This is a genomic window from Rhodococcus sp. KB6, from assembly GCF_001445685.1.
GTDB lineage: Bacteria > Actinomycetota > Actinomycetes > Mycobacteriales > Mycobacteriaceae > Rhodococcus_F > Rhodococcus_F qingshengii.
Map to the genome: position 1 here is coordinate 212388 of NZ_LNAK01000120.1, position 25490 is coordinate 237877.

Genomic DNA, 25490 nt, shown 5'->3' on the forward strand with positions numbered 1-25490 from the left:
ACCGGTCAGTGCTGTTCGAGGCTGAGCTGATCCGCCCAAGCCGACACGTCCCCGCGTTCCAGAGCCACCGCCAGCAGTTCCGGAAACTTGTCCGGCGTGCACGCAAACGCGGGAATCCCGAGGGCACTCAGCGACGCTGCATTGTCGTGATCGAACGACGGTGCCCCGTCGTCCGAGAGTGCCAGTAGAACCACGACTTGAACGCCGGAGTTCTTCATGGCGGCCATGCGGCGCAACATCTCGTTGCGAATACCGCCCTCGTAGAGGTCCGAGATCAGAACGAACATCGACTCGGCAGGACGCGAGATCAGTGACTGGCTGTACGCGATTGCGCGGTTGATGTCCGTGCCCCCACCAAGTTGGGTCCCGAAAAGGACGTCGACTGGGTCGGACAGTTTGTCCGTCAAGTCGACGACGGCAGTGTCGAAAACCACGAGCGAAGTCTTCAGCGCCTGCATCGACGCCAACACCGCGCCGAACACGGATGCGTAGACGACGCTGGACGCCATCGAACCCGATTGGTCGATCGCCAGGACTACGTCGCGCTGCACGGATTTCGACTTGCGGCCGTATCCGACGAGCCGCTCGGGGACGACGGTTCGATACTCCGGAAGGTAGTGCGACAGATTTGCTCGGATGGTTCGGTCCCAGTCGATGTCACGCAACTTCGGATTCGACGTTCTGGCCGAACGATTGAGAGCCCCGGTCACCGCGGCCTTCGTTTTCTGCGCGATTCGCTCTTCGACTTCCCGAACCACCTTGCCGACGACCATTCGAGCAGTTGCCTTGCTGGCCTCCGGCATGACCTGGTTGAGGCTCAGCAGCGTCCCGACCAGATGCACATCGGGCTCGACGGCATCGAGCAGTTCCGGTTCGAGCAGCAACTGCGCCAAACCCAGTCGGTCGATCGCGTCCTTCTGCATCACCTGCACCACCGTGCTGGGAAAGTACGTCCGGATATCGCCGAGCCATCTGGCGACGGACGGAGCCGACGCCCCCAATCCGGCTGAGCGGCGTCGCCCCTTGGTCGGGCCGGACGAATCGTAGAGTGCGGCAAGAGCTGCATCCATTCGACGCTCGCCCGGTTGGCCCAGCCCACCCGTCGATTCTTCGGCGGATTCCCCGAGCATCAGTCTCCAGCGTCGAAGGCGCTGATCGTCGTCGCTCATGCGCCCACCCCCAAGATGTCCGCAACGACCGCCATTGCCGCTCTGCCGCGTCGAGCATCGGTCTCCACTGTCGTTTCTACGCGTCGTCCACCTCTGACCGCCTGACCGATCGCTCGACGCTCCCCCGCCTCGAACGCTCCGAACGTACGTCGAAGCAGTGGAAGCGTGTCGATGAAGTCCTGCTCACGAAGTTGGCGAACCCACGTGTCGATCAGCGTGAGCAACGCTCGATCGTGAACGAGCACAAGCCCTCCTCCACCGAGAAACCCGTCGACCCACCCGGCTTTGGCGGTCGGCGTGCTTCCCACGGACAGGGCCCGAGACAAGCGCTGGGCTGCAGCGGTTTCCGTGATCGAACCGCTGTCGCGCAGTAGCCGCACCAACCGTCCGACGAGTAATCCGTTGACGTCGTCACGGTCGATCACGCCGGCCATGGCCTGCAGCCACCGTGCGCTCGCATCGCGATCGTCACGAACCATGACTGCCGAGTGAACCTTGTCGAGGTGTTCGCGAAACTCCTCGGCACTGGGATCGTCCAGGCCCGTGACGGCGACTGCGAGGCCGGTGCAAATGCGGATCAACAAGCTGTCGGCGACGTCGACCAATGCCGACACGTCGGTTCCGCGCACATCGCCGTACCGCAGCGTTCGCGTCAGCGTGGGCAGCGCCGCCATCAGGTGCGACACGTCATGATCTAGTGCCGCCACCGTTTTCACACTTTCCAGCACAGCGGACAACGCTGCCGGCAGGTTCGCCAGGAGCGAGTTCTCCAGTAGTCCGATCAGTGACGCGAGAGAGATGTCCGGCTCGTTGATCTTCGAGACGACACGTGATGTTGCCGCTGCAGCCACCGTCGTGCCCCACAGCGACGCCTCGATCACCGAGACCGAGAATTCGGGCTTCCATTGCAGCGCCCAAGTCTCCCGGAACGTTCCGGTGGAACGGACCTCACTGTCGGCCGGGGTTCCCCAATCGATCTCGAGGATCCCCAGTCGGTGCAGGAACTGGGAACGCTCGACGTCGATGTCGCGTCGCAGGTCCAGATCGAGAGTCTTTGCTCCCGCTTGTTGTCTGAGCCGCAAGGTCTTCGAGCGTGCGCGCAGGTCTGCTTCGAGTGGGACTGTCGGCGTTTCCTCGGGCACCGCGCCCAGCGCTTCGCCCACAACCAATCTTCGCGTGATCAGATCCAGAAGAACGTCGTTCCCGTCGCACATCACCGACCTCGTTGCCTCGGTGACCTCCGACAATCCCGCCAAGGGTCGAGAACGCATTGCCGCCAACGTATCTGCCAACCGGACAGCTTCGATGACGTGAGCACTCGAGATCGGAAGGTCCTCGTCCCTGAGCACCCGCGCAACTTTGGTGAGCCACCGCGTGATCGTCTTGTCGTTCGCAGTGAACAGGTGGTGATACCAGCCCGGCGAGGTGATTCCGGCGCCGTAACCCGATGCCGACGCCAGGCGTGAGTGAGTCCAGGGAACCCAGGTCAGCGAGGTCTTGACCTTGGACATTCCTTTGAGGATGCGAGCATCGGGTGCCGCCGGCCCCAAGGCTCCGACCAACGCCGGCGCGTGCCAGGCTCCGCAGACGACCGCTACCCGCTCAGCGCCATCTTTCAACGTCTTTCGCAGCACCTGACGCATGTACGCTTCGCGATGCGCTGTCTCCTCGTCGATCGGCACTGTCTCACGCAGCGCCTCCATCGCCTCGGTGATCGCATCGAAAGAATCTGCGCCCGAGCTCGATTCGATCACCGAATCCCACCAGCGCTCGGTGTCGTCGAAACCCGCGGCCGCGGCCAGTTCCGACAGAGGATCGCCCTCGCGGACAGTACGAATCCCCTGATCCGCCAACACGTTGAAGGCGGGCAGATCGCAGAACCGTGCCTGCACAACGTTCTTCGCAGCCCACTGCAGCGCTTGCCATTCGGGTGAGAACACCGCAAACGGCCAGAAGGCCGCCTTCGACGGCTCGCCAGTGGCGTACGCGAGCAACGCAATCGGTGGTTCCATCGATTCCGACGCCGCCAGCATCACCAACGGGTCTGCGTCCGAAGGCCCTTCGATCAGGACGACGTCAGGCGAGAACTCTTCCAGACCCTGCCGAACCGAACGAGCAGATCCCGGGCCGTGGTGACGGATACCGAAGACCCGGACACGCAGGTCCGGAATCACGATGGTCACCCGGTGACCTCGCGGCACGCCCGGTAGAAGTCGGACCACTCGCCGCGTTCACGCACTACTGCCTCGAGGTACTCGTTCCACACCACCTTGTCTGCGACCGGATCCTTGATCACCGAACCCAGGATTCCGGCAGCGACGTCGGATGCCCGCAGTACGCCGTCCCCGAAATGCGCAGACAACGCCAAACCGTTGGTGACCACCGAGATCGCCTCCGCCGTCGACAGAGTTCCGGACGGGGACTTCAACTTGGTGCGGCCGTCGGTGGTCGTGCCTGATCGCAGTTCCCGGAACACGGTGACGACCCGGCGAATTTCCTCGGCTGCTGCGGGGGTTGTCGGCAATTCCAGTGCTGCGCCCAGCTGTTCGACTCGACGTGCCACTATGGCCACCTCGTCTTCCTCGCTGGCCGGCAACGGGAGGACTACGGTATTGAACCGTCGACGCAGTGCGGACGACAGATCGTTGACACCGCGATCGCGATCGTTGGCGGTAGCGATCAGATTGAAGCCCTTGGCTGCCTGCACCTCGATGCCCAGTTCCGGCACCGGCAACGTCTTCTCGGAGAGAATGGTGATGAGAGCGTCCTGCACGTCGGCCGGGATACGCGTCAACTCTTCGACGCGGGCGATCTTCCCGGTTTCCATCGCCGTCATCACGGGAGAAGGCACCAGCGCACCGGCGGTCGGACCCTCGGAGAGAAGACGTGCGTAGTTCCAGCCGTAGCGGATAGCTTCCTCGGGCGTACCCGACGTGCCTTGAACCAGGAGCGTCGACGCACCCGAGATTGCGGCCGAAAGGTGTTCGGAGACCCAGGTCTTGGCCGTACCGGGAACCCCCAACAGCAGTAGCGCCCGGTCGGTGGCAAGAGTTGCGACGGCCACTTCCATCAACCGCCGTGGACCGACGTACTTCGGCGAAATGACGGTTCCGTCGTCGAGAGTGCCACCCAACAGATACGTCACGACGGCCCAGGGCGACAAGTTCCACGACGGTGGACGCGGACGAGCATCCTGCGCGGCCAGTGCTTCGAGTTCGAGCGCGTACTCCTGCTCTGCGTGGGGCCGCATCAGCTTTGCCGGTTGCGCGAGCTTTTCCGGTTCCGTGGTGGGCACGGTTACGCTGTCAGTCACTTGAGCTCCTCGAGCAGAGTCTTGCGGTGGGTGATGGCACTGGCAGTTCTGGCGAAGGTTTGCCGCCAGTCGGGGTCACGAGCACGCTCCGCCGCACGCTCCAGCAAAGTTACTGCGCTGTAAGGAAATCGAGTCTCGGCCAGGCGCAGCGATGCGACGTACTTGTAGCGTGAGAATTCGCCGGCCTTGGCGCCTCCGTCGGCACGTCTGGCCGCAACTCGTTCCCACTGGGCTACCACTGCCCGGGTGATGTCCTCGGGCCATGGACCTCGCAGAGCGTCGTAGATCGCTGCCCGGCCCGGGTGCAGAACGTTGGCGTCGCCGTTTCCGGACCTCAACAGATCAGCCAGCGCCTTGGCCGGCACCAACGGGAGCACGCGTCGATCGGTGGCGGTGCCGCGCATACGAAAGAGTTCCAGCGCCCATTCCGTATTGTTCTGCGCGACTGCGGCGGTGGACCACGCGTCGTGAAGGATCGGCTCCCAGCTTTCGTCAACGCTCATCCCCAAGACCTTGCCTGGTCCACCGATCATGTTGTTCCACAGAGACAACGGCGCAGAACCGATCGCCTGACGCACATACTCGGCACGATAGTCGGTGTGTGGATTCGGCCGGTCTTCGATGCCGTCTCGCCTCGCCGCTGAATCGACTTCCTCAGGCGGGACGATGACGAGCGTGGACCGAACGAGTTTCCTTTCCACCCGCACCCATTTCCGAACCCGAGCAGCCATTCTCTCCCCGAACTCCGATTCGGGGAGTTGTCCGAGTACTTCCACTGCCGCGCGTCGCACGTCCTTGCGACGGTCGTCGAGGGCTTCCTCCAACAATGGTTGATCATCCGCACTCAGTCCGTTTGCCAGCGCCGCGACGAAGGCAGCCTTCTGTTCGCCCCGCTCGGTGCCCCAGGACTTTCGGAGTTCGGCCAGCGCCAGCGCGGGATCTGTTCGACGAGTGTCTATCAGCCACTGTGTGCGCTGCGACGAACTTCCGTGACGCCACACGTCCGGGTTGGCATCCCTGGTTCGGACGAGTTTGCTCCACTCGAGGTTTTGCGCGGCAAGCCATCGACCACGCTCGCCGACAATCTGCAGGATGCTCTCCCGGTGAGCTTCACTTGCACGTGCGAAAGAAAGCAACTCGGCGACCAGATGATCAGGCGCACGGTAATTGTGCTCCAACGCGACTGCGAACCATTCGTCGAGCAAGGTCGCCTTGGCCGCGAGCATCGACAGCAGATGCGCCGATGAGGATTCCGGCAGCGTGAATCGAACATCGTCTGGCGCAGGTGTCGGCACCGCCGCCGTGGTGGAGCCCGCACCACCACGGCGGTACGCCCTCTCCAACGCTGCTCCTGCGAGAAGCATCTCGGCAGGATCGCCGTCGAGTTCGCGAGCGTAGCCACGCACTTCAGTCGGCAGCTCCTCGAATGTTGTTGCTGTTCTAGCTGTCCCAAGGAGCGCCGCTGAGATCAATGTACTCACAGCACGATCACCTGCCCTCCCGTGAAAACCGAGATCGGAGTAAGAGCCAGCGCGTTCCACGTTCCGCAGACTGTGACCGGGTAACCGCCGGAAATGCCGAGCAACTTCCACAGAAGATCCGAATCACCCTCTGCCCGAAGCGCTGTGCCCGATTCGTCGACGACAAACCATGATCCGTCGACGAACGACGGGACCACCGAACTGATCACTGCCGGCCACGAGCGCAACCATGGATCCGCGGCGAGGGCATCGGTAAACTGCTGCAACGCAGTGTCGATGCTTCCGAACGGCATGGTTGTGAAGGGCTCCGGTTCTCCGTGCGTGACCCCTATCCGCGCCCGCAATGCCGCGGCACCAGGATAGAAATGAACATCGGCGTTGAGCAGAAACCCGACTGGCGGCGTTTCGGTGGCAAAATTGGCCGACCCGTGGGAGAAGTCGAGCAGCATGGCCCACCGCTTCGAATTCCTGCCGAGCATCCACACCGTTCGGGTGAACAGTCGCTTCTCCTCGGTGATCCCGGAACCGAGAATCATCCAGTTCTCTTTCACCGGAATCGATTCCATCACACTCTCGGTTGAGACCGGATAGCCGACGTGTGCTTTCACCGAATAGGCAAGATCTTCCGGCAACTCGGACAGCTTCTGATGCGCAGCAACCAGCAGGTGCAACCGAGCCAACTCGTCGAGGACTGTCTCGGGCCAGTTCTCGGTAGACGCAACGGTGCCCGCCAAGGCTCGAAGTGTGCCTGCGACACCAGGCGCCTGAGCATCCACCATTCGAGCAGCTACTGCGTCGAAGCCCGCCCAGGATGTGTCCATCGCTGCCAGACCACTGCGAATCTGATCGGTGATCCACAGGTCCAATTCGACGAGACCGCTCGCAACGCGGTCGGCGCGCTTCTGCGCTGTCGCCGGGTCGGGAGCCCTCTTGGGAGCCTCGTCGCCGGTCTCAGCCCTTTCGCCGCGGGTCTCGGCCTTCTCCTCGCGGCGCAACAACCACTCTGCCGCGAAGTCGGCGGGCTCGTCCGCCGACGGCACACGCCCTTCCGACCATTCCACCAGCAGCCCCAGAGCATGTTTGCACGGAAACTTTCGACTGGGGCACGAGCACTTGTATGCAGGGCCCCTCAGGTCGACCACTGCTTGATACGGCTTCGAGCCGCTGCCCTGACACAGCCCCCAGAGCGCGAGACCCCTGTTGCCGGCATGGCTCCACGAACCAGCCAACTTGCGCGCAGCGGCCAGCGATGCGGCGTCGGGAGCTACCGACGCCACCTGCCCAGCTGTCCACGGCGAAGTCACTCGACCACAGTATGACAACCCGCTGACATCACAGAGTCAGGCCGATTCGTTGGTGAATAACCCCTTGGCTCGAACACATATTCGAATATGATTTGGGGAGGGGATCGGGGGATTCAATGAGTGTCTTGTTGTCGGACGTGGTGTCGGGTTCTGCGGTGGGGTTACGCGGACGGTTGTGGCGGTTGACTGCTGCCGAGTTGCGCGCTGCTGCTGTCGAGGCGAGTGCGGAGATTCTGCGCCTGGAAGCCGTTCGAGTGGCGGTGGTGGACGAGTTGTCGACGCGCCCGGATGATCAGGTGATTGCCAGCCGCGGGGTGGGTGCGTGGTTGGCGGCGAATACGATGCTGCAGGTTCGGGACGGGAAGAAGATCGCCGCGTTGGGTGCTGCTTTGCGGCCGTTTCCGGCGGTGGCTGCTCGGTTCGATGGCGGGGATTGCTCGTTCGATCATGCCGTGTTGATCGTGGCGTTCTGTGAGTCACCACCGAAAGGCATGCCGGACGAAGCGCTCCCTCGTTGTATCGACCTACTGTTGGCTGCTGCGTCGGGTGTTGAGGCGACGACGACGAAGGTGCGGAACGTGATCGCGACCTTGGAGCGGTTGTTCGAATCGGACGAGATCCCGCCCGCCGAGGATGTCGATCTCAACGAGTTGCGGATCGCCTCGACATTGAACGGTCGGGTGGTGGTGCGTGGGGATTTCGACGCCCTGACCGGTGAAATGTTGTTGTCGGCGTTGTCGAATCTGACGATGCCCACCCCGGCACCCGATGGAACCCCGGATTCTCGGTCGGCAGCGAAACGAACTGCCGACGGGTTCACCGAACTGATCCGCCGCTATCTCGATTGCGCCAAAACCGGTTTCGATGGTGGGCAACGCCCGCACGTGAACGTGCACATCAACGCACGGGATCTGGCCGAGCACCGAGACTGCGCCGCCTCTTCTGATGGTGAAGAGTCTGCGTCGGATCTTGATGTCGGGCACATGCCCTGGCTCGGGCCACTCTCGGTGTCGCAGACCCGACTTCTCGGATGCGATTGTTTCCTCTCCACCGTCCTGCTCGACGATCACGGCGCGCCCTTGGATGCGCAACCCGGGAAACGGTTGGTGACCGCGGAGCAGCGAGTGGCGTTGATCGCCCGAGACAAAGGCTGCGCGTTCCCCGGCTGCACGTGTGTACCGCCGTGGACTGATGCGCACCATATCCGGCACTGGGCGAACGGCGGCCCGACGGTGATGAACAACCTGGTGCTGCTGTGCCGTTCACATCATCGATTGATGCACCGAAAATCCGGGTTCGTCGGGAAATGGGAAATCCGCATCGGTGTCGACAACAAACCCTGGTTCGTCCCGCCGCCCTCGATCGACCCCGGGCAGCAACCGCGGCCCGCGAACACCACCTTCAAACCTGAGGGGTCAAACCTCTTTGGCGACAACAGAACACGGCCAGGCTCCGCATCGGACATCAAAACCCGATACGGAGCCCACAGGCCGTGGCGCGTCCACAACTTTCCACAACTCACGACGTTCGCGCGGGGCGCAAGACCGATCTGCCCAACAACTCACAAACCTGCAGGGCCAGAGCAAGATCCAACTTGTCTCGGCCGGCAGCAACTGGATCGCCGAGCGCCTTGTTGATGCGATACTTCACCGTATTCCGGTGCAGATTCATGTGATTGGCAGTGTGCAGATGACTTTCACCATGTGCAAAGTACACACTCAACGTCGTCCGCAAGGATGCAGCAGAGGGCGTATCTTCCGCCAACGGGCCAAGCACCTCCCAGACCCACGACTTCGTCGAATCGATGTTCTCGGACAGAAGTGAAACCACAGCGACGCCGCGGTCTCCGAAGCTCACCACAGGTCGCTGCGGTGTATCCGGGACGGCAGCAACCGAATAGGCGGCGGTTGCCTGTTCGTGGGACCGTTTGAAACCGTCGACCCCTGACCCCGGCAGTCCGATTGCCACCCGCGCCCCGCCGTCCAACGGCACTGCCGCCGCGAGAACCTCCGGATCCGGCGCAGGCACCCGGCGACCGAACGGCAGCCACGCCCACACCGTGCGCCGATCGATGGCGGTGATGATCGGCGGCTTGTCCGCTCCCGCCGCTGCGCCGAGATCACGTACGAGTCGGTCCAGCGTATTGATGCCCATGACGTCGGCATCCCACGTCGACCAGACCACCAGGGCGACGTGGTTCTGACCCAGGCGGTACCCGGTCTCCGCTTCGAAAGCAGCGGTATCTGCGTTGGTGCCGGACAGGAGGGCGTGGATTGCGGCGGAATGGAGGTTTCCCTGCGCTGCCATCCATCGACTGCGTTCCCGCTCGTACGCGTCGAAGACGTAGAGCGTGATCCAGTCGATGTAGCTGTAGACCACGTCCGAAGTGTGTTTCAGGACAGCCAAAGTGAGTCGCGCCGGAATATCCAGTGTGCTGATCTCGTCGTGGCATATCCGCATCAGATCGCCTTGGCCCATGTGATAGGCCCGGACAAGGGAGTTGGACGGGACATCCCGCTGCGCCAGACGCAGAGCGTATTCCACTGCAGCAGTGGTGGGTTGGAGATGATCGATCGGAATGTCGTTGGCCAATACGTGGATGATCGTCGTGATGTTTCCCTGCACGCTGGCCTCGAGCATTTCGAGCAATTTGGCGTCTGCATCCAATTGGTCGATTTCGTGAGCCATCATGAAGGCCATCTCACGCGCGATGTCGGCGCTGCGCTCGTCGAGTCGTCGTGCCAACTCGGCAACCACCGCAAGCACTTCCGGCTCCGCGGCTGCAGGCACTCGGGCGAGGCGCCGCATCGCACCGGCGCCTCGCTCCTTGTGCGATGGACTACTCACAGAACTTCCGCACCCTTTCGTCGCAGGTACTTCAGAGCCGATTCGGCTGCGTTGTACCCGCACATTCCATGTGCTCCGGCACCCGGCGGGGTCGAGGCCGAGCACAGGTAAGTGCCCGCGATCCCCGTGCTGTACGGATCGACTGCGACGCGCGGACGCAAGACAACCTGCAGTTCGGTGTTGGCACCTCCGATGATGTCGCCGCCTACCTGATTCGGATTGTCCTCTGCCAGGTCAGCTGTACCACTGCTCGACGTCGCGACGATCTGCTCCCGGAATCCTGGCGCAAACCTCTCGATCTGACGGATGATCGCCTCCGTAGCGTCGCCGGCGTAACCGTGAGGCACGTGCGCATAGGCATACAGAGGATGAACGTTCCCGGCGGATCGGGTGGGATCAGCCAGGTATTGCTGACCTAGGAGCACGAACGGCCGGTCCGGCATACGGCCTGAATTCGTCTCACGCTCAGCGGCCACGATTTCGTCGAAACCACCTGCCAGATGGACAGTTCCGGCCCGAGCACAGTCCGGATTGGTCCACGGCACATGACCTTCGATCGCAAAATCGACCTTGAATGCTCCGGGAGCCTGCTTGAACTTTCGATAGGCCCTCGCCACTCGACCAGGGAGTCGATCGCCCAGAATTTCGAGCGCACCCCCCGGATTGACATCCAGCAGAACAACATCGGCGTCCGGAATCTCGGAGGCCGTACGAACCCGAACGCCGGTGTCGATCTTGCCGCCGTGATCGAGGAGCATCGCAGCCATCGCGTCGGTGATCGACCGCGAACCTCCCTCGGCAACCGGCCAACCGTAGCGGTGACCAGCAGCAGTGATCATCAATCCCACCGCCGAGGTGGCCGGACGGTTGAGTGGATAGAAGGCGTGTGCGGCAACCCCGCCGAACAGCGCCTTCCCCTTGTCCGTCTTCCACAGTTTGGCGGTCACCGTTGCCGGAAGCAGCGCTCGCGGACCGAAAGCTGCGAGCCGCAGCGGATGGTGCGGAACATTGACGATCGGGCGCATCAGATCGGACGCCAGCGCATCGAACCCAGTCGACAAGTCACCGAACATGCGTTGCCATCGAGGCCCGTCAGCGCCGAGCCCCGCAGCCGTCTGCTCCAGCGAGCGGTACAGGACCCCGGCGTCCCCGTTGTCGAGCGGATGCGCGCAGTCCACCTCTGCCCATCTCCAGATCAGCCCGTATCGCTCGAGGTCCAGCTTGGACAGGTACGGCGAGCCGATACCCATCGGGTGAAACGCCGAGCAGTGATCATGGATCAACCCCGGCACGTCGATCGGACCGGAGCGGGTGCCTCCGCCGATCTGGTCGGCAGCCTCGAGCACCTGCACGTCCACACCGCTACGTGCGAGGTGTACCGCGGCAGCGAGCCCATTGGGCCCGCTGCCGACGACTACGGCCTTTGTCACTTACTCACCTCTTGCTCGCTACCGCTGACCCTCGTACGCATCTTCGGTTCGGAGACAACCTGCGGATCCGTTGCCGCGCGGTCGGCCCGTACGTCCAGTGTCCACTGAACGTCGAACGGAATGGGCCCGTTCGGCAACCACGGCTGTTCGGCGACTGCGTCGGCGACCTTGAAAGTACCTCGTTCGATGACACCGAGAGCGGCATCGATCACCTGGTACTCCTGCGTTCCCTTGTGGATGGGCTGCGATTCGATCCAGGTCACCAGGAACTCACCGGGTGCGAAATTGCAGCGACGCTGAATGGCTGCGATCAACTTCGCGTCGTGCAGGTGCCCGTCACCGAAGTTGAAGGCGACGATGGAGTTGCACATGAACTCTGCTTCCCGCAGTGAGTACGTGTTGATGTCGTCGCCGAGGTGCCTGATCATCAGAGAGAACAGCGCACGCCCCTGGCTGTGCATGGAACGCCAGCCCAACAGCTGATGCAGAACGACATCGGACACATCTTCGGGGTACATCGTCATCAACTGATTGCGCGTATCCGGCGACGGACGCTTGATGAACTGGTCGATCTTGGCTTCAGCGCCCGGCGCGAATGCCCACGTCGCGGATGCCCAGTTGCCGGCGTACTGGCGCATCGACGGCAGGAAGGACACCAGATCGGGTCGAAGGTTTCCGAGGATGGGGAAGAAGGCAAGGGCTGCAACAATTCCCGCGGTAATCCACGGTGAGGACATGGCGCCGAGTCCGTAGCCGTCCCATGCCGGGAATCCCAGGAACAGAAAGACCGAGGCGTAGGCGAACAGAAGATTCCATTCGAGTGGGACGGCAAGCGGGAAGGTCGACGCGATGAACAGATGGAATCCGACCATGAGGATCACGGCGAGGATCGTGAGGGTTTTGTTCGTCGAGAACAGCAGTATCAACGGGGTGACGATTTCGACCATCGTTCCGGCCACGTGTGCGACGCCGCCGCCCAGGTGTGAAGGCCGCAGATCCTCCGGGAAATTCCGGTAGTGGGCGCGCTTGATCTTCTTCGACGGGATCCACGGGGTATTGCTGAGCATCGGAGGAACCACCAGCGAGAAATGGCGACCGAACTTCGAGACACCGGCACCGATCCACACCATGACGATCAGCAGTTTGAGCGCCAGGATCATGTCGACGAACGGCAGGAATGTGAAGAAGAAGATCGCCGGCAGGTACTGCTCACTACGGGCAGCGATGAAGGGCACCTTGTCCCGCAACCCGAGAATCACCATGAGTACCAGGAAGGAGTACAAGACCGTCGGGCGCACCAGTCCGGCATTGTCAGCGATTGCCGAGTCGATTCCTGTGGTGTGAACACCGGGGAGAACAGCGGCAACAAGGAGATTGGCGACTGCGGCGACATAGATGAAGACGTCGAACACCGTGCGGGTGTCACCCGAGGTGAGCGGCACTTTGCCCGGCCACGGTGGCAGACGAATGGTGCCGGGGCGGAGCCAGTAGAGAACTCCACCGGTCATCGGCTTGAAGTGGCCGGCGAGCGGCCCCCAGGATCCTGCCAAGCCCAGCATCTCGAGCATCATCGTCCAGATGATGAGTTTCTGGTAGACGATCGGCTGGTTCCACCACGATCCGATGTCGAACCACGAGAGGCCGGAAGTCAAAGTGGCAACGGCTGTTCCAGCTGCCAGGTAAAGGAACAACAGTTTCATGATGTAGACGGTGTGGACCATCTTCGGCGTACCGAAGCCGTAATCCACCCAGTGCGTGGACATGTCACGCAGACGCTCGAGAAACGGCTTGTCCATGAACGTTGCCGGATCGACGGGAGGGAAGTTTCCTTCTTTGAATCCCATGATGTGCTCCTGAAATACGGAATGTGGGCATGACGGATCGACTCGACGGACGTCGTCGAGTTGTGCTGGTACTACGGGGAAGTGACTAGTGAGCGGGAGTTGCGCTCAGAGCTCGTCTCATTCCAGGTTTGTCGATCTTGCCCACCGGGTTTCGGGGAAGCGCATCGACGACGTAGATCGCCACTGGCACCTTTACTCGGGTGAGCAAGGCCGTGACATGTTCGAGCAGTTCGTCTTCGGTGACGGGCGCATCGGGGTAGGCGACAACATAGGCAACTGGCACCTCTCCGTAGACCTGGTGCGGAGCGCCGATGACGGCTGCCTCGAGCACGGAAGGGTGCGTAGCGAGCGAGTTTTCGATCTCCTTGGGGTAGATGTTCTCTCCCCCACGGATGATCATGTCCTTGATGCGATCGACCAGGGTCAGGTAGCCGTCCTCGTCGAGGACTCCGACGTCACCGGTATGCAACCAACCATCCTTGACGGTCTTCGCAGTTTCCTCCGGCTTACCCAGATAGCCACGCATCACGTTGCCACCCTTGATGACCACCTCTCCGGCAGTCCCGGCGGGCGCAAAGGTTCCGTCCTCGGCAAGAATGGAAATCTGCTGGCCGGGCAACGCCGGGCCGACCGTACCGAGTTTGCGCACGCCGTCCACAGGATTGCAGGCCGACGCACAGGTCCCCTCGGTGAGTCCGTAACCTTCCACGATCACGAAACCGAAACGCTGCTCAGCGCGTTCGAGGAGTTCCTTGCTGATCGGCGCCGCACCGCACACGGCAAACCTCAAGGACGACGTGTCGATCGAAGGGTCTTCCGGCTGTGAGGTCAGCATCGCGTAGATTGCCGGCACCGCCGAGAAATACGTGGGGCGAAGCCGCGCGACGTCGTCGAAGAATCTCGAAACCGAGAACTTCCCGGTGACACTCACCTGTCCGCCGACAAGTAAGGGCGTCAAGACGCTGACGCAGATCGCGTTGACATGGAACAGCGGCAGAATCAGCAGGCAGTGATCCGCGCCGGTAACACCGATGTTCTTGCCCATCGACGAAGCCATGAACTGCAGGTTGGCATGAGTCAGCATCACTCCCTTGGGCCGTCCGGTGGAGCCGCTGGTGTAGATGAGCAACGCCAGATCGTCTGCTGCAACATCGATTCCGGGTCGGGGATCGGTCGGCGGCACTGTCGCCAGATCCTCGACGGCCAACACTGCGCGGCCGCCCGAGGGTGCGTCGGCAGTGGCGGTGATGACCAACTCGGCCCCGGAGTCCGCGATCTGGTAGTCCGCTTCGTTCGCGGTGAACATCGGATTGATGGGTGTAGCGGCAGCACCGATGCGCCAGGCAGCCATGATCGCGATCAGCAACTCGACGCGATTGGGCAGCATGATCGCCACCACGTCACCGAGGCCGATTCCGAGTCCAGCCAATTGCGCGGCAACAGCTTCCGTGCGATCTGCGAACTCTTCATACGTGAGTTCGACGTGGTCGTCCCGCAAGCACGGCTTCTGCCCGTACTTCTCTGCAAGATCCCAAGCCAGATATCCGATGTTCGCCACGAGAGTCAGCACCTTTCATTCGTGTGTGACTCAAAACACTATCGGCGTCCTGCGGCCGAAGAAACGGTCCCAGGGGATCAACTTGTCCAGGTTCTTTGTTCCCTGAGCACAACACCACACGTACGGTATGCATCAGTTCGACGGCTGATGCAACACCTCGTGGGCGCGTCTGGTCACCACCTCGGAGATCCGGCGCAAGACAGGTGACGACAGTTTCCACTGCTGCCAGTACAGCGGAACGTCGTCCACGAAGTCCGGATCGAATCCGATCAGCACGCCGGAGCGATCGTCGTCGCCGCGCTGCAGGTCCGGTATCAATCCCCAGCCGTATCCCCGCCTGACGGCGTCCGCGAAGTCTGCCGATGAAGGAACAAGATGACGGGGCGGATCGGCGGGGTGGCCGACCTTTTGATCGAGGTAGCGATCCTGCAGTAGATCCTTGCGATTGAACACAACCAGCGGCGCCTCCGAAAGGGATTCGGCCGTGACACCGTCTGCGAACCAACGACGGCAGAACTCCGCACTCGCCATCGGCCGATACCGCATGATGCCCAAACGGCTGGAGGTACACCCTTGAATCGGTGACGCAACAGAGGTGACGGCAGCCATGACCGAACCGTCGCGCAGTAGTTCAGTGGTGTGGTCTTGATCGTCGAGATGAAAATCGAAACTGACTTCTTGCGTGAACTCCGCGAGGGCCCCGAGAACCCAGGTGGACAGCGAATCGGCATTGACCGCGATCGAGACGCGTGCAAACATCCCTGAACCATTTTCAAGGCCGAGTTCTCGCACGGTGTCACGCGACAGTGCGTCTATCTGACGGGCAAGACGCAGGACTTCTCTCCCCGAATCGGTGACCCGGATGGGTTTGGTGCGCTGCACCAGGATCCGGCCAACCGAGGTCTCGAGACCTTTGATTCGTTGGCTGACCGCCGAAGGCGTGATGTGTAACTTCCGCGCCGCCGCCTCGAAGGTTCCCTCGTCGACCGCGGCGTGCAATGCCCTCAGTTGCTCGAAATCCAACATAATCTGAAGCTACTCTGATGCATCCTAAGAATCATTAGCTGGACTGACTGAAATCCGAGCGGCAGGCTCGACGACATGCTCAGCACCAACGACCCTGCGTCGGCCCTCGTCGGTTTCGGGGTCGGACTGTCTTTGATCGTCGCAATCGGCGCCCAGAATGCGTTTGTTCTTCGTCAAGGCCTGACGCGATCACACGTACTCCCGATCGTCGCAGTGTGCGCGTTGTCAGACGCAATTCTCATCCTCGCGGGCGTCAGCGGAATCGGGACCCTCCTCGAACACGCACCGTCGATGATCACGTTCGTTCGTATCGCCGGCGCCGTTTTCCTCCTCAGCTATGCGCTCTTCGCCGCCAAGCGGGCACTTCACCCCCAGACGTTGGCGCCGGATCGACATGGCAACGGGTCGAGGCTTGCCGCCGTCACGATGGCATTGGCTCTCACCTGGCTCAATCCACACGTGTACCTCGACACCGTCGTGCTCATGGGTTCCATCGCCAACGGTCGCGGCGAGATCGGACGTTGGTGGTTTGCCGCCGGTGCCATCACGGCAAGTGTGGTCTGGTTCGGCGCCCTCGGTTACGGCGCACGTCTGCTGACGCCGCTTTTTGCGAAACCCAACGCCTGGCGGGTTCTCGATGCTCTGATCGCCGTGATGATGGCGGTTCTCGGAATCAGCCTGCTTGTCGAATTGTGACCAGGCTGCACAACCTCGATCCGACCCTGCGGGTAGCGGGATGGGTTACCGTCCAAGATGAGGAAGCTCAATTCACCTGTCGCGAGTTGTGACCATCAGGTAGGGCTGATCACGATGACCGAGGACGATGGCGGCACCGAACCGCGTGACTCCAACCGCGGACTGGGTTTGCTGTGTCTACTCGCTGCGGTCGCCGGCGTCGGGGTCGGATTTGTCGGCGGCGCGTTCCGTTGGTGTCTGATCAGGGCCGACGAACTTCGTCAGGCGATCGTGAACTGGGCGCATCACGTTCCGTACGTCGGGTGGCTCGTGCCGGTCCTCCTGGTGGCCCTGTGTACCGTACTTGCCGTACTGATCGTCAGACGAGTGCCCCTCGCAAAGGGAAGCGGCATCCAGCACGTCGAGGCGGTGTCCCGCGGTGAAGCGAAACCGCCGGGAATCAATCTCGTGCCCGCCAGATTCATCGGCGGCCTCTTGGCGATCGGCTCCGGTCTGGTTCTCGGTCGTGAAGGCCCCACCGTACACATGGGTGCGGCGATCGGAGCAGAAGCGGGACGGCGAGCCCGCCTCACCGAACCCGACGTCGCCATGCTGCAAACATCCACGGCCGGAGCAGGTCTCGCTGTCGCATTCAACGCGCCGATCGCGGGAGCACTGTTCGTCTGCGAGGAGGTGACGCACTCGTTCCGGCTGCGCACCGTGCTGCCAACCCTTTTCGGTGTTTCAGTGGCGGTGGGCTGTGCACGGATCGTCATCGGTGATCAACCCGATTTCGAAGTCGGCACCGTCCCGACACCTCAACTCGCATTCTTGCCACTGTTCGTCGTCTTCGGAATCCTCACGGGGCTACTGGGTATTGCGTACAACCGCCTGATTCTAGGACTACTCGACATCGTGGCACGGCTCGACAAGATCCCACCGACTGTCATCGGCGCAACGATCGGCGCCGTCATCGGCCTGACGCTGTTCCTCGACCCGTTGGCCAGTGGGGGCGGCGACGTTCTTGCACAGATGATCGTCGGCGGAAGGACCTTCGTACTGCCGATCCTGCTGCTGTACTTGGTGGTTCGGTTCTTCACCGGCCCGCTCTCGTATGCCGCTGGAACTCCCGGCGGACTGTTCGCTCCCTTACTCGCTCTCGGCGCGGTCTGGGGGTCGATCTTCACCGGACTGTCGAGCTTCGTGCCCGGAGTGGACGCCGGGCTCACGGTCACCATGGCCACCGTCGGTATGGCTGCCTTCTTCGGCGCCGTAGTACGCGCACCGTTCACCGGCATCGTGATCGTGGTCGAAATGACCGCGGTGACGTCGACGCTGGTCCCGATGCTCGCTGCCACTGCGGCAGCGGTATTCGTCACCACGTCGGCAGGGTCGGCACCTATCTACGACAGTCTGCGCGAACGGATGTTGGAGCCGCAACGCCCGCATACGGATTGATCCCCGCACACGGGTCATTGCAGCACGGGTGCGCTACGTGAATTTCAGAATTTGCAGATGACTTCCTCGGAGAACCTGCGTACCGCATCTTTCTTCGCTTCCAGGTCGCAGTCGAACCCGAGGCCGTACATGGCCCAAGGAATGACGATCGATTCCGTCACTCCGCTATCGGCCAGTTCCAGGGAGCCGTCGAGACCGAAGCGATCGGCGCAGACGGCCTGAATTTCGAACGGGGACTCGGCGCGCCCGTACTCGACCCGCAGGACGCCGATCCTCGCGATGAGAGCTTGCAGATCAGCGAAAGAGACTGTAGCCGAGGTCCAACCGTCACCCACTCGCGCTGCACGGCGCAATGCGGCCGCGGAATGTCCTCCGATGTAGATGGGGACGGGATCGATCGGCGCCGGGCTCATCTGCAGCCTGTCGAAGTCGAAGAACTTGCCGTGATGTTCGACCATACCGCCGCCTAGAACCAGTCGCAGTACCTCGAGCATCTCGTCGACTCGCGGGCCTCGATCCTTGGGGGAAGCGCCGCACCACTCGAATTCCTCTGGCGCCCAGCCCACACCGACCCCGAGACCGAAGCGGCCTCCTGTCAGATTCGCGACCGACCCCACCTGGCTTGCCAGCAGCAGAGGATTGCGTGAGCTGAGCTCGAGCACCTGCGGATAAAAGCAAATCTTCGACGTTCCGGGTCCCATGAAGGCCGCGGCAATCATGGGGTCTACAAATGGTGTCTTCGCGTCCCACATCCGCACACCGTCAGCGGTATACGGATACCCGGTAGCGCCCCGCTCGGGAAAGAACAGTGAGTCGGGCATCGTGATCGAAGAAAAGCCGCATTCTTCGGCCACTTTCGCAAGTGCAACGAGTTGAGAGAGGGGAATCATCGCCACGGCGAGGCTGAACTTCATCGGAAGATCCCTCTGTTCAGTTGACCGGAGCGACTGAAGTGCCTCGATGAGCTCGAAGTCGGTTCGCACCGATCGGCTTGGGAGACAGTGGATCCTGAACAGTCACTTCTTGCAACGCTCAGTCATACGACAACTCCCCCGCAGTGCGGTCGAAGCATCAGCCACCCTCGGTTGGACAAGGACGTGTTCGAGGTTACAAAGCTCCCGCTACTTCGGCTCGGCGGCTTCCCGCCAGGCGGACACATACCAAGAACTTCGGGGTCCTGGTGACACCTGGCACCCCACTCCCCCTGATTTCGCACCGTGCAACCTGCGAATCGGCCTACTGATGCAAGGGAGTTCCGACGTAGTTCTCGGCGATCAGCGTTCGTCCCGCCACGGAACGCGTGACCATGTCCAACTCGGCCAACTGTCGGCGATGCCCGAAACCGCTGTCGTCTGGCAAGCGATGGAGCATCGACGACATCCACCACGAGAAGTGCTGCGTCCGCCACACACGCGGCAACACCGTTTCGGTGTACCCGTCCAGCATCTTTCGGTCGGACGAGGTGAAGAAACCGTCCATTGCCTTCGCCAGTGCGTAGACGTCGGCGATCGCGAGATTCATTCCCTTCGCGCCGGTCGGCGGCACGGTGTGCGCCGCATCCCCTGCAAGAAACAGGTTGCCGTGCTGCATCGGCTCACACACGAAGCTGCGGAACTGGAGGATCGACTTCTGAAAGATCCTGCCGTCCTTGATCTCCGCCCCCTCACCGTCGACGCGCATGTGCAGCTCGTCCCAGATTCGATCGTCGGACCAGTTGTCCACGGAGTCGTCCGGATCGACCTGAAGGTAATGACGCTGTACCTCGGGCGTCCGTGTGCTGATCAGTGCAAACCCGCGCTCATGGTTGGCATAGATCAGTTCTTCGGACGACGGCGGCGCCTCGGCCAGGATGCCGAACCACGCGAAGGGATACTGGCGGAAATGATCTGTTCGGATCGACGGTTCGGGAATCAGCTTTCGCGTTCCGGTGCGTGAACCGTCGCAACCGGCCACCAGGGCGCACTCGAGCTTCTGATCATTTCCGTCCGAGTCGACAAAAGTGATACTCGGGCGATCCGATTCGTGATCGTGTACTTGCGCGTCGGACACTCCGAATCGAATGTCCCCGCCGTCAGCGAGACGCCGCGCGATCAGATCCTTGAGCACCTCGTGTTGCGGATACACCGTGACTGCTCGCCCGTCGGTCAGTTCGTCGAACGCGATTCGGTGCCCTCGTCCACCGAATCGCAACTCGATTCCGTGATGTTCGAGGCCCTCCCGCTTCAGTCGATCACCGAGTCCGGTCTCGACCATGAGATCAACCGTGTTCTGTTCGAGCACCCCGGCACGAATGGTGCCTTCTACCTCTTCGCGGGTGCGGCATTCCAGGACAACCGAATCGATTCCCTTCAGATGCAACAGATGCGAGAGCATCAACCCGGCGGGACCACCACCGACGATTCCGACCTGGGTGCGTGAAGAAGACATACAGAGAGCTCCTGAGGTGAGTGACGATTGAGACCACCCTCGACCACGATCACTCCTCTGAACAGCTGCAATTTCACTCAGTGAAAGACCGAAACGAGCTATCGAAACCCACCGCTACCAAGCCCGCGTGATATTCCACGGGCGGCCGCGACCAACGCCGGCAGTAAAGGAGCCGGATCCTGCTCCACCGGAACAACTGTCGAGACCGCTGCCACGACACTGCCCCCGGCTTCGCGGACAGGAGCGGCGACGGCAAGGGTTCCGACGTTCAGATACTCACGACAGACCACGAATCCGGCGCGCCTGATCTCGTCGAGAGTTGCTCGCAAAATCCGCTCGGAAGTAATGGTTTTGGGAGTGAACGACTCGAGGCCGGCGCGAAGGACGTCGTCGAGAAGCTCGGTTCCGCCGTGCGCAAGGAGAATCAATCCACCGCTGGACGCGTGCAACGGCAATCTTCCGCCGGCACGGCCGACCACGGTGACGGCGCTACGCGAGGACAAGCGCTCGAGGTACAGAGCCTCGGTGCCCTCACGAACGACCAACTGCACGTTCTCTCGGGTGACCTCGTACAGGTCCTCGAGGAACGGCAACGCCACCTGCCGTAGGCCGTGAGCGCCGGGAGCAAGAGCGCCGATCTCCCACAACCGGACTCCGACCTGGTACTTGCCGTCACTCCGACGCTCGAGTGCGCCCTCAGCCACCAACTGCCCACACAGTCGGTGGACGGTGGGCAGAGGCAAACCGCTGCGACGACTGATCTCCGACTGCGTCAACCGCGGCGATTTCGCGTCGAAGGCACCGAGCACGATAAATGCCCGGCCGATCAACGAACGCTCGCCTGATGCCATTCACACAGTGTGACTGACATCAGGCGAAACGTGTTCAGGCGGTGCGGAGCTACGCGGAGTGCGCCAATTCCGGTTCGCGTTCGGTCACTGGCGGCGTGGCCTCGATCTTCATCGGCTCCTGCGCGTAGTGGAAGTGCGGACGACGGTGACCGATGAACGAACCGAACCACGACATCACAGCGACATACCGGTTGCGGAAGCCCACCAGATACATCACGTGCACGGCCAGCCACATGAACCAGGCGATCGTGCCCTTGAACTCGACCTTGCGGACGCGACACACAGCGCTGAATCGGCTGATGATCGACATGCTGCCCTTGTCGAAGTATTTGAAAGGCGTTCCGGCCTTGACCTTTCCGTTCACAGTCTTCGCTGCGTGACGGCCACCCTGCATTGCAACGGGCGACTGACCCGGCAGACCGTTCAGCGAAGTCATGTCGCCGATGGCAAAGACGTTGGCGAACCCGCCGACGGTCAAGTCCGGATTGATGAGCAGACGACCTGCACGGTCACTCTCACAACCGGTCGCCTCGCCGAGCACTGCGGCGAAGTCGTTGGCTCGAACACCGGCCGACCAGATGACGGTCTCGGCGTCGATGCGCTTCTCTTCCTTGGTCTTTGCCGAAGAGACGGTGACACCGTGCTCGTCGATGGCGGTGACCATGGTGTTGAGAACAACCTCGACACCCGACTTCTCGAGCGAGGCCTGTGTGTACTCACTGAGCTTGCCGCCGAAGGCCGGAAGCGCAACGCCCGCGCCCTCGACCATGGTGACCGTGACCTCGTCGGCGCTGATGTTGTTGATGGACTTGGCGAAGTAGCGACGCGCCAGTTCCTTGATCTGTCCGGCGAGCTCGACGCCGGTCGCGCCTGCACCGACGACAACGAAGCTGAGCAGGTTGCGGCGAACCAGCGCGTCGTTGGTGGTGTGAGCCTCTTCGAAGCAACGCAGGATCTGCTTACGCAGGACCTCGGCATCCTCGACGGTCTTGAGCTTGTAGGTGACCTTTTCGAACTCGTCATGACCGAAGTACGCCTGGGTGGCACCGGTGGCTGCGATGAGCGAGCGGTATCCGAGAGTGTGGCGGGTGCCCGAAGCCTCGTAGACGACGGTGTTCTCTTCGGCGTTGACCTCGACGACGCGACCGAGACGCACGTCGGCGTTGGGGTACTTCTGCAGGATCGTGCGGATGGGCGGAGCAACTTCGCCTGCCGACAGAACGCCCGTCGCCACCTGGTAGAGCAGCGGCTGGAAGAGGTGCTCGGTGGTGGCGGAGATGAGGACGAACGGCGTCTTGGACTTCGCGAGGGTCTTGGCCGCGGCGAGGGCTCCGAATCCCGAACCGACGATGACTACCTGAGTCTGCTCGTGTCCAGTCGCGTCGATGTCAGCGCGACCCGCAGCTGTTCTATCCACAACAAATCTCCTCAACCAAATTGAAAGTATGACTATTACGGTATGGACTGATCATGGGTCGGGTCCAGCTAGCTGGAGTATTCGCAAGACTGTTATCTCGATTGCTCATAAGTAAGCTGTCCTCATGGACTTCCGCCAACTCAAGTACTTCCTCGTCGTGAGCGAGGAACTGAGCTTCAGTCGCGCTGCCGAGCGCTGCTTCATCTCGCAGTCGGCGATCAGCCATCAGGTCGCCCGACTGGAGAAGGAGCTTGGCGCGACACTCTTCGAACGCTCGACCCGAGCCGTTCGCCTTGCCCCGGCAGGATCGCGACTCGTGCCCATCGCGCAGCAAGTCCTCAGCCTCGAAACGATGGCATACTCCGTCGCACGCGACCCACGAGCCCGGATCCGGATCACCGGAAACATGAGCTTCGCCGCTCAGACGCTGGACGCCATCGCACACGTGCGCGAACTTCATCCGGACCTGGACGTCGAGTTCGTCATCAAGAGTTTTGCCCACCGCATGGACGCCGTGGCCTCCGGTGACGCCGACATCGCGCTGATTCGCGGCGGCGTCGACCGCCCCGGACTCGAACCCTTGGATCTCGGCGTCGAAGATCTGCTGGTCGTAATGTCGAGCCGGCACCCCCTGGCCGGCCAGCAAAGCGTCGACCTCAATGATCTGGCCGCATACCCCCTGCTCCTGCCGCCGCGCCAAAGCCAGGTGCTCATTCACAAGGTGGTCGAGGACGCGTTCCGCGAGATAGATCGACGCGTCCAACTGGGCCCAGCAATTCCGAGCGATCACACAGCCACGCTGGACGTGATCACCAACCCGCGCGCCTGGACCCTGCTGTATTCGATCACCGCAGGCGAATCTCCACGCGCCGGCATCAGCTTCATGCGAGAATCGAACGGCCGCTTGCGAATTCCCGTCTCGGGAGTGACCCGCAGCGGCGCCACCCACTCGACCGAGTTCGCCGATCTGATCCAAGCGCTCAAGGACGCCATGAATCCGTCTTTCACTGAGTGAAAGTGCGATGGCGATCGACTCCCCTCACGGAGCAACGTGGTCCACAACCATGTGATGCGGCGCGCGGTTGCATCCCTTTACCGAGGAGCGGCCATGACGCGTCTACTGAGCGAACCTGTGTGGGAATCGAAGATCTTCGACGGCGAATGGGTTCTCGGTAGCGCCGACGATCGTATTGTCGTCGAGCCGGCCACCGGCAAGCAGTTGACGACGGTCGGCATGGCAACACCAGACGACGTGGCAGCCGCTGCAACAAAAGCTACTGCCGCTCAGAAGGATTGGGCAGCAAGGCCGTACACCGAACGAGCCGCCGTTCTACGCCGCGCCGGTCAACTGTTCGAACAGTACGCCGACGAAATCGGCGAATGGGTAATCCGCGAGGCCGGCAGCATTCCCGCCAAAGCCGGACTGGAAACCCACACCGCTGCCGAAGAGTGCTACAACGCAGCAGCTTTGGCCGCACACCCCGTCGGCGAGGTGCTGCGCTCGGAGCAACCGCGGCTGAGCTTCTCTCGTCGCGTCCCCGTCGGCACCGTCGGCGTCATCGCACCGTTCAACTTCCCGATCATTCTGTCGATCCGTGCAGTCGCTCCCGCACTGGCACTGGGCAATTCGGTGATCCTCAAGCCTGATCCGCGCACGGCGATCTGTGGCGGTGTGGTTCTTGCCCGCATCTTCGAAGAAGCCGGTTTGCCTGCCGGAGTGTTCGGCATGCTGCCGGGTGGCGCTGACGCCGGTGAGGCAATCGTGGTTCATCCGAGCGTTCGCGTCATCGCATTCACCGGGTCGACCCGGGCAGGACGCGCTGTCGGTGAACTGGCGGGCCGCCATCTCAAACGAGCACACCTCGAACTCGGGGGAAACAACGCACTGATCGTCATGGACGACGTCGACCTCGAAAAGGCCGCATCTGTAGGCGCTTTCGGATCCTTCATGCACCAGGGGCAGATCTGCATGACCACCGGCCGCCAGCTCGTCCACGAAAGTATCGCCGCCGACTACACCGCACTCCTTGCCGAACGCGCCGACAAGCTTCCGGTAGGCGACCCGTTCACCGGTCAGGTCGCACTCGGACCCATCATCGACGCCAAACAACGCGACCACATCCACTCCCTGGTCACCGGAAGCATCGCGGCCGGAGCAAAACTGGCGGCCGGTGGCACCTACGAGGATCTCTTCTACCGGCCCACCGTGCTGGCCGACACCCCACTCACCGCGCCGGCATTCGCCGACGAAGTCTTCGGGCCAGTCGCACCGGTCACCTCCTTCGCCACCGTCGAACAGGCCGTCACCATAGCCAACGATTCCGAGTACGGACTGTCACTGGGCATTCTGACCTCCGACGCCATGCGCGGACTCGAACTCGCTCAACAGATCCCCACCGGCCTCGTACACATCAACGATCAGACCGTCGGCGACGAAGCAGTCATCCCGTTCGGCGGTATGGCGTCTTCGGGTAACGGTGGCCGCGTCGGCGGTATCGGCGCAAACCTCGACGCCTTCACCGAAACGCAGTGGGTGACTGCGCAGAGCGCACTCCCGGTCTACCCCTTCTAGTCCGGAACACGCCGAGTTGGTCCTGAATACACCGAACTGACCCCAGGGGCTCACTGACCAGCATTGACGGGATCGATCTCGCGGACTTACCATCCAGAGAAAATTACTTCGGCACATT

General features: G+C 62.1%; 18 protein-coding genes and 1 pseudogene. 5 read left to right on the forward strand and 14 right to left on the reverse strand.

Translation table 11 applies throughout. The features are described from left to right. Nucleotides 1–5: 5 nt before the first annotated feature. Genes ASU23_RS17425 through ASU23_RS17445 form a run of 5 tightly spaced genes read right to left on the reverse strand, consistent with a single transcriptional unit; the run spans nucleotide 6 to nucleotide 7267 of the window. Nucleotides 6–1169, reverse strand: a complete 1164-nt coding sequence (locus ASU23_RS17425; RefSeq protein WP_047269390.1) for a VWA domain-containing protein — start codon at nucleotides 1167–1169, stop codon at nucleotides 6–8. Next, nucleotides 1166–3352, reverse strand: a complete 2187-nt coding sequence (locus ASU23_RS17430; RefSeq protein ID WP_082661414.1) for a DUF5682 family protein — start codon at nucleotides 3350–3352, stop codon at nucleotides 1166–1168. Before ASU23_RS17430 ends, ASU23_RS17425 begins: the two co-directional genes overlap by 4 nt. After that, nucleotides 3349–4419: an AAA family ATPase gene (locus ASU23_RS17435; protein WP_050656937.1), complete on the reverse strand. Its 1071-nt coding sequence runs from the start codon at nucleotides 4417–4419 to the stop codon at nucleotides 3349–3351. Before ASU23_RS17435 ends, ASU23_RS17430 begins: the two co-directional genes overlap by 4 nt. Nucleotides 4420–4478: 59 nt before the next feature. After that, a complete protein-coding gene (locus ASU23_RS17440) occupies nucleotides 4479–5963 on the reverse strand; it encodes a DUF5691 domain-containing protein (RefSeq protein ID WP_058038354.1) in 1485 nt (494 codons plus the stop codon). Beyond that, complete coding sequence (locus tag ASU23_RS17445) at nucleotides 5960–7267, reverse strand: SWIM zinc finger family protein (protein ID WP_039973158.1); 1308 nt, start codon at nucleotides 7265–7267, stop codon at nucleotides 5960–5962. Before ASU23_RS17445 ends, ASU23_RS17440 begins: the two co-directional genes overlap by 4 nt. Nucleotides 7268–7383: 116 nt before the next feature. On the opposite strand from ASU23_RS17445, the pseudogene ASU23_RS33465 reads away from it, so the two are divergent. After that, nucleotides 7384–8673 (forward strand): annotated as a pseudogene (locus tag ASU23_RS33465) (DUF222 domain-containing protein); the annotation flags it as partial. Nucleotides 8674–8785: 112 nt separating this feature from the next. On the opposite strand, the gene ASU23_RS17450 reads toward ASU23_RS33465, so the two are convergent. From ASU23_RS17450 to ASU23_RS17470, 5 genes are all read right to left on the reverse strand, one after another. Further along, on the reverse strand, nucleotides 8786–10075 hold the full coding sequence (locus ASU23_RS17450; protein ID WP_030536101.1) for a CdaR family transcriptional regulator: 1290 nt from the start codon (nucleotides 10073–10075) through the stop codon (nucleotides 8786–8788). A gap of 35 nt (nucleotides 10076–10110) precedes the next feature. Then, nucleotides 10111–11544: an NAD(P)/FAD-dependent oxidoreductase gene (locus ASU23_RS17455; protein ID WP_030536102.1), complete on the reverse strand. Its 1434-nt coding sequence runs from the start codon at nucleotides 11542–11544 to the stop codon at nucleotides 10111–10113. Next, nucleotides 11541–13388, reverse strand: coding sequence for a DUF3556 domain-containing protein (locus ASU23_RS17460; protein WP_042451545.1), 1848 nt, complete (start codon nucleotides 13386–13388; stop codon nucleotides 11541–11543). The genes ASU23_RS17455 and ASU23_RS17460 overlap by 4 nt, the downstream gene beginning before the upstream one ends. Nucleotides 13389–13473: 85 nt before the next feature. After that, nucleotides 13474–14946 (reverse strand): class I adenylate-forming enzyme family protein, encoded by a 1473-nt coding sequence (locus ASU23_RS17465; protein WP_054826947.1) that lies wholly within the window; start codon nucleotides 14944–14946, stop codon nucleotides 13474–13476. 132 nt (nucleotides 14947–15078) lie between these two features. Then, nucleotides 15079–15972 (reverse strand): LysR family transcriptional regulator ArgP, encoded by an 894-nt coding sequence (locus tag ASU23_RS17470; RefSeq protein ID WP_030536105.1) that lies wholly within the window; start codon nucleotides 15970–15972, stop codon nucleotides 15079–15081. 75 nt (nucleotides 15973–16047) lie between these two features. Between ASU23_RS17470 and ASU23_RS17475 the strand changes: the two genes are divergently transcribed. Together ASU23_RS17475 and ASU23_RS17480 are read left to right on the forward strand one after the other, a co-directional pair. Beyond that, complete coding sequence (locus tag ASU23_RS17475; RefSeq protein WP_042451547.1) at nucleotides 16048–16668, forward strand: LysE/ArgO family amino acid transporter; 621 nt, start codon at nucleotides 16048–16050, stop codon at nucleotides 16666–16668. Nucleotides 16669–16782: 114 nt separating this feature from the next. Further along, a complete protein-coding gene (locus tag ASU23_RS17480; RefSeq protein ID WP_058038472.1) occupies nucleotides 16783–18105 on the forward strand; it encodes a ClC family H(+)/Cl(-) exchange transporter in 1323 nt (440 codons plus the stop codon). A 44-nt stretch (nucleotides 18106–18149) separates the two neighbouring features. Here the strand turns inward: ASU23_RS17480 and ASU23_RS17485 are convergent, their stop codons facing one another. The 4 genes from ASU23_RS17485 to ASU23_RS17500 all read right to left on the reverse strand — a co-directional run bounded on the left by ASU23_RS17485 (nucleotide 18150) and on the right by ASU23_RS17500 (nucleotide 22800). Continuing rightward, a complete protein-coding gene (locus tag ASU23_RS17485; protein ID WP_058038473.1) occupies nucleotides 18150–19019 on the reverse strand; it encodes a TIGR03619 family F420-dependent LLM class oxidoreductase in 870 nt (289 codons plus the stop codon). Between the two features lie 322 nt (nucleotides 19020–19341). Beyond that, complete coding sequence (locus tag ASU23_RS17490; protein ID WP_007730544.1) at nucleotides 19342–20532, reverse strand: 4-hydroxybenzoate 3-monooxygenase; 1191 nt, start codon at nucleotides 20530–20532, stop codon at nucleotides 19342–19344. A 98-nt stretch (nucleotides 20533–20630) separates the two neighbouring features. Continuing rightward, nucleotides 20631–21383, reverse strand: coding sequence for an IclR family transcriptional regulator (locus ASU23_RS17495; protein ID WP_003943227.1), 753 nt, complete (start codon nucleotides 21381–21383; stop codon nucleotides 20631–20633). Between the two features lie 49 nt (nucleotides 21384–21432). Then, complete coding sequence (locus ASU23_RS17500) at nucleotides 21433–22800, reverse strand: NAD(P)/FAD-dependent oxidoreductase (protein WP_003942969.1); 1368 nt, start codon at nucleotides 22798–22800, stop codon at nucleotides 21433–21435. A 124-nt stretch (nucleotides 22801–22924) separates the two neighbouring features. Between ASU23_RS17500 and ASU23_RS17505 the strand changes: the two genes are divergently transcribed. Continuing rightward, nucleotides 22925–23815: a LysR family transcriptional regulator gene (locus tag ASU23_RS17505; protein WP_058038355.1), complete on the forward strand. Its 891-nt coding sequence runs from the start codon at nucleotides 22925–22927 to the stop codon at nucleotides 23813–23815. Between the two features lie 93 nt (nucleotides 23816–23908). Continuing rightward, a complete protein-coding gene (locus ASU23_RS17510) occupies nucleotides 23909–25372 on the forward strand; it encodes a benzaldehyde dehydrogenase (protein WP_058038474.1) in 1464 nt (487 codons plus the stop codon). The last annotated feature ends 118 nt before the right edge of the window (nucleotides 25373–25490 follow it).

Coding starts and splice junctions, on each gene's coding strand:
- ASU23_RS17425 (WP_047269390.1), bottom strand. CDS start 1,169: ATGAGCGACGACGATCAGCGCCTTCGACGCTGGAGACTGATGCTCGGG.
- ASU23_RS17435 (WP_050656937.1), bottom strand. CDS start 4,419: ATGCGGCCCCACGCAGAGCAGGAGTACGCGCTCGAACTCGAAGCACTG.
- ASU23_RS17450 (WP_030536101.1), bottom strand. CDS start 10,075: ATGCGGCGCCTCGCCCGAGTGCCTGCAGCCGCGGAGCCGGAAGTGCTT.
- ASU23_RS17460 (WP_042451545.1), bottom strand. CDS start 13,388: ATGGGATTCAAAGAAGGAAACTTCCCTCCCGTCGATCCGGCAACGTTC.
- ASU23_RS17470 (WP_030536105.1), bottom strand. CDS start 15,972: ATGTTGGATTTCGAGCAACTGAGGGCATTGCACGCCGCGGTCGACGAG.
- ASU23_RS17475 (WP_042451547.1), top strand. CDS start 16,048: ATGCTCAGCACCAACGACCCTGCGTCGGCCCTCGTCGGTTTCGGGGTC.
- ASU23_RS17480 (WP_058038472.1), top strand. CDS start 16,783: ATGACCGAGGACGATGGCGGCACCGAACCGCGTGACTCCAACCGCGGA.
- ASU23_RS17485 (WP_058038473.1), bottom strand. CDS start 19,019: ATGAAGTTCAGCCTCGCCGTGGCGATGATTCCCCTCTCTCAACTCGTT.
- ASU23_RS17490 (WP_007730544.1), bottom strand. CDS start 20,532: ATGTCTTCTTCACGCACCCAGGTCGGAATCGTCGGTGGTGGTCCCGCC.
- ASU23_RS17495 (WP_003943227.1), bottom strand. CDS start 21,383: ATGGCATCAGGCGAGCGTTCGTTGATCGGCCGGGCATTTATCGTGCTC.
- ASU23_RS17505 (WP_058038355.1), top strand. CDS start 22,925: ATGGACTTCCGCCAACTCAAGTACTTCCTCGTCGTGAGCGAGGAACTG.
- ASU23_RS17510 (WP_058038474.1), top strand. CDS start 23,909: ATGACGCGTCTACTGAGCGAACCTGTGTGGGAATCGAAGATCTTCGAC.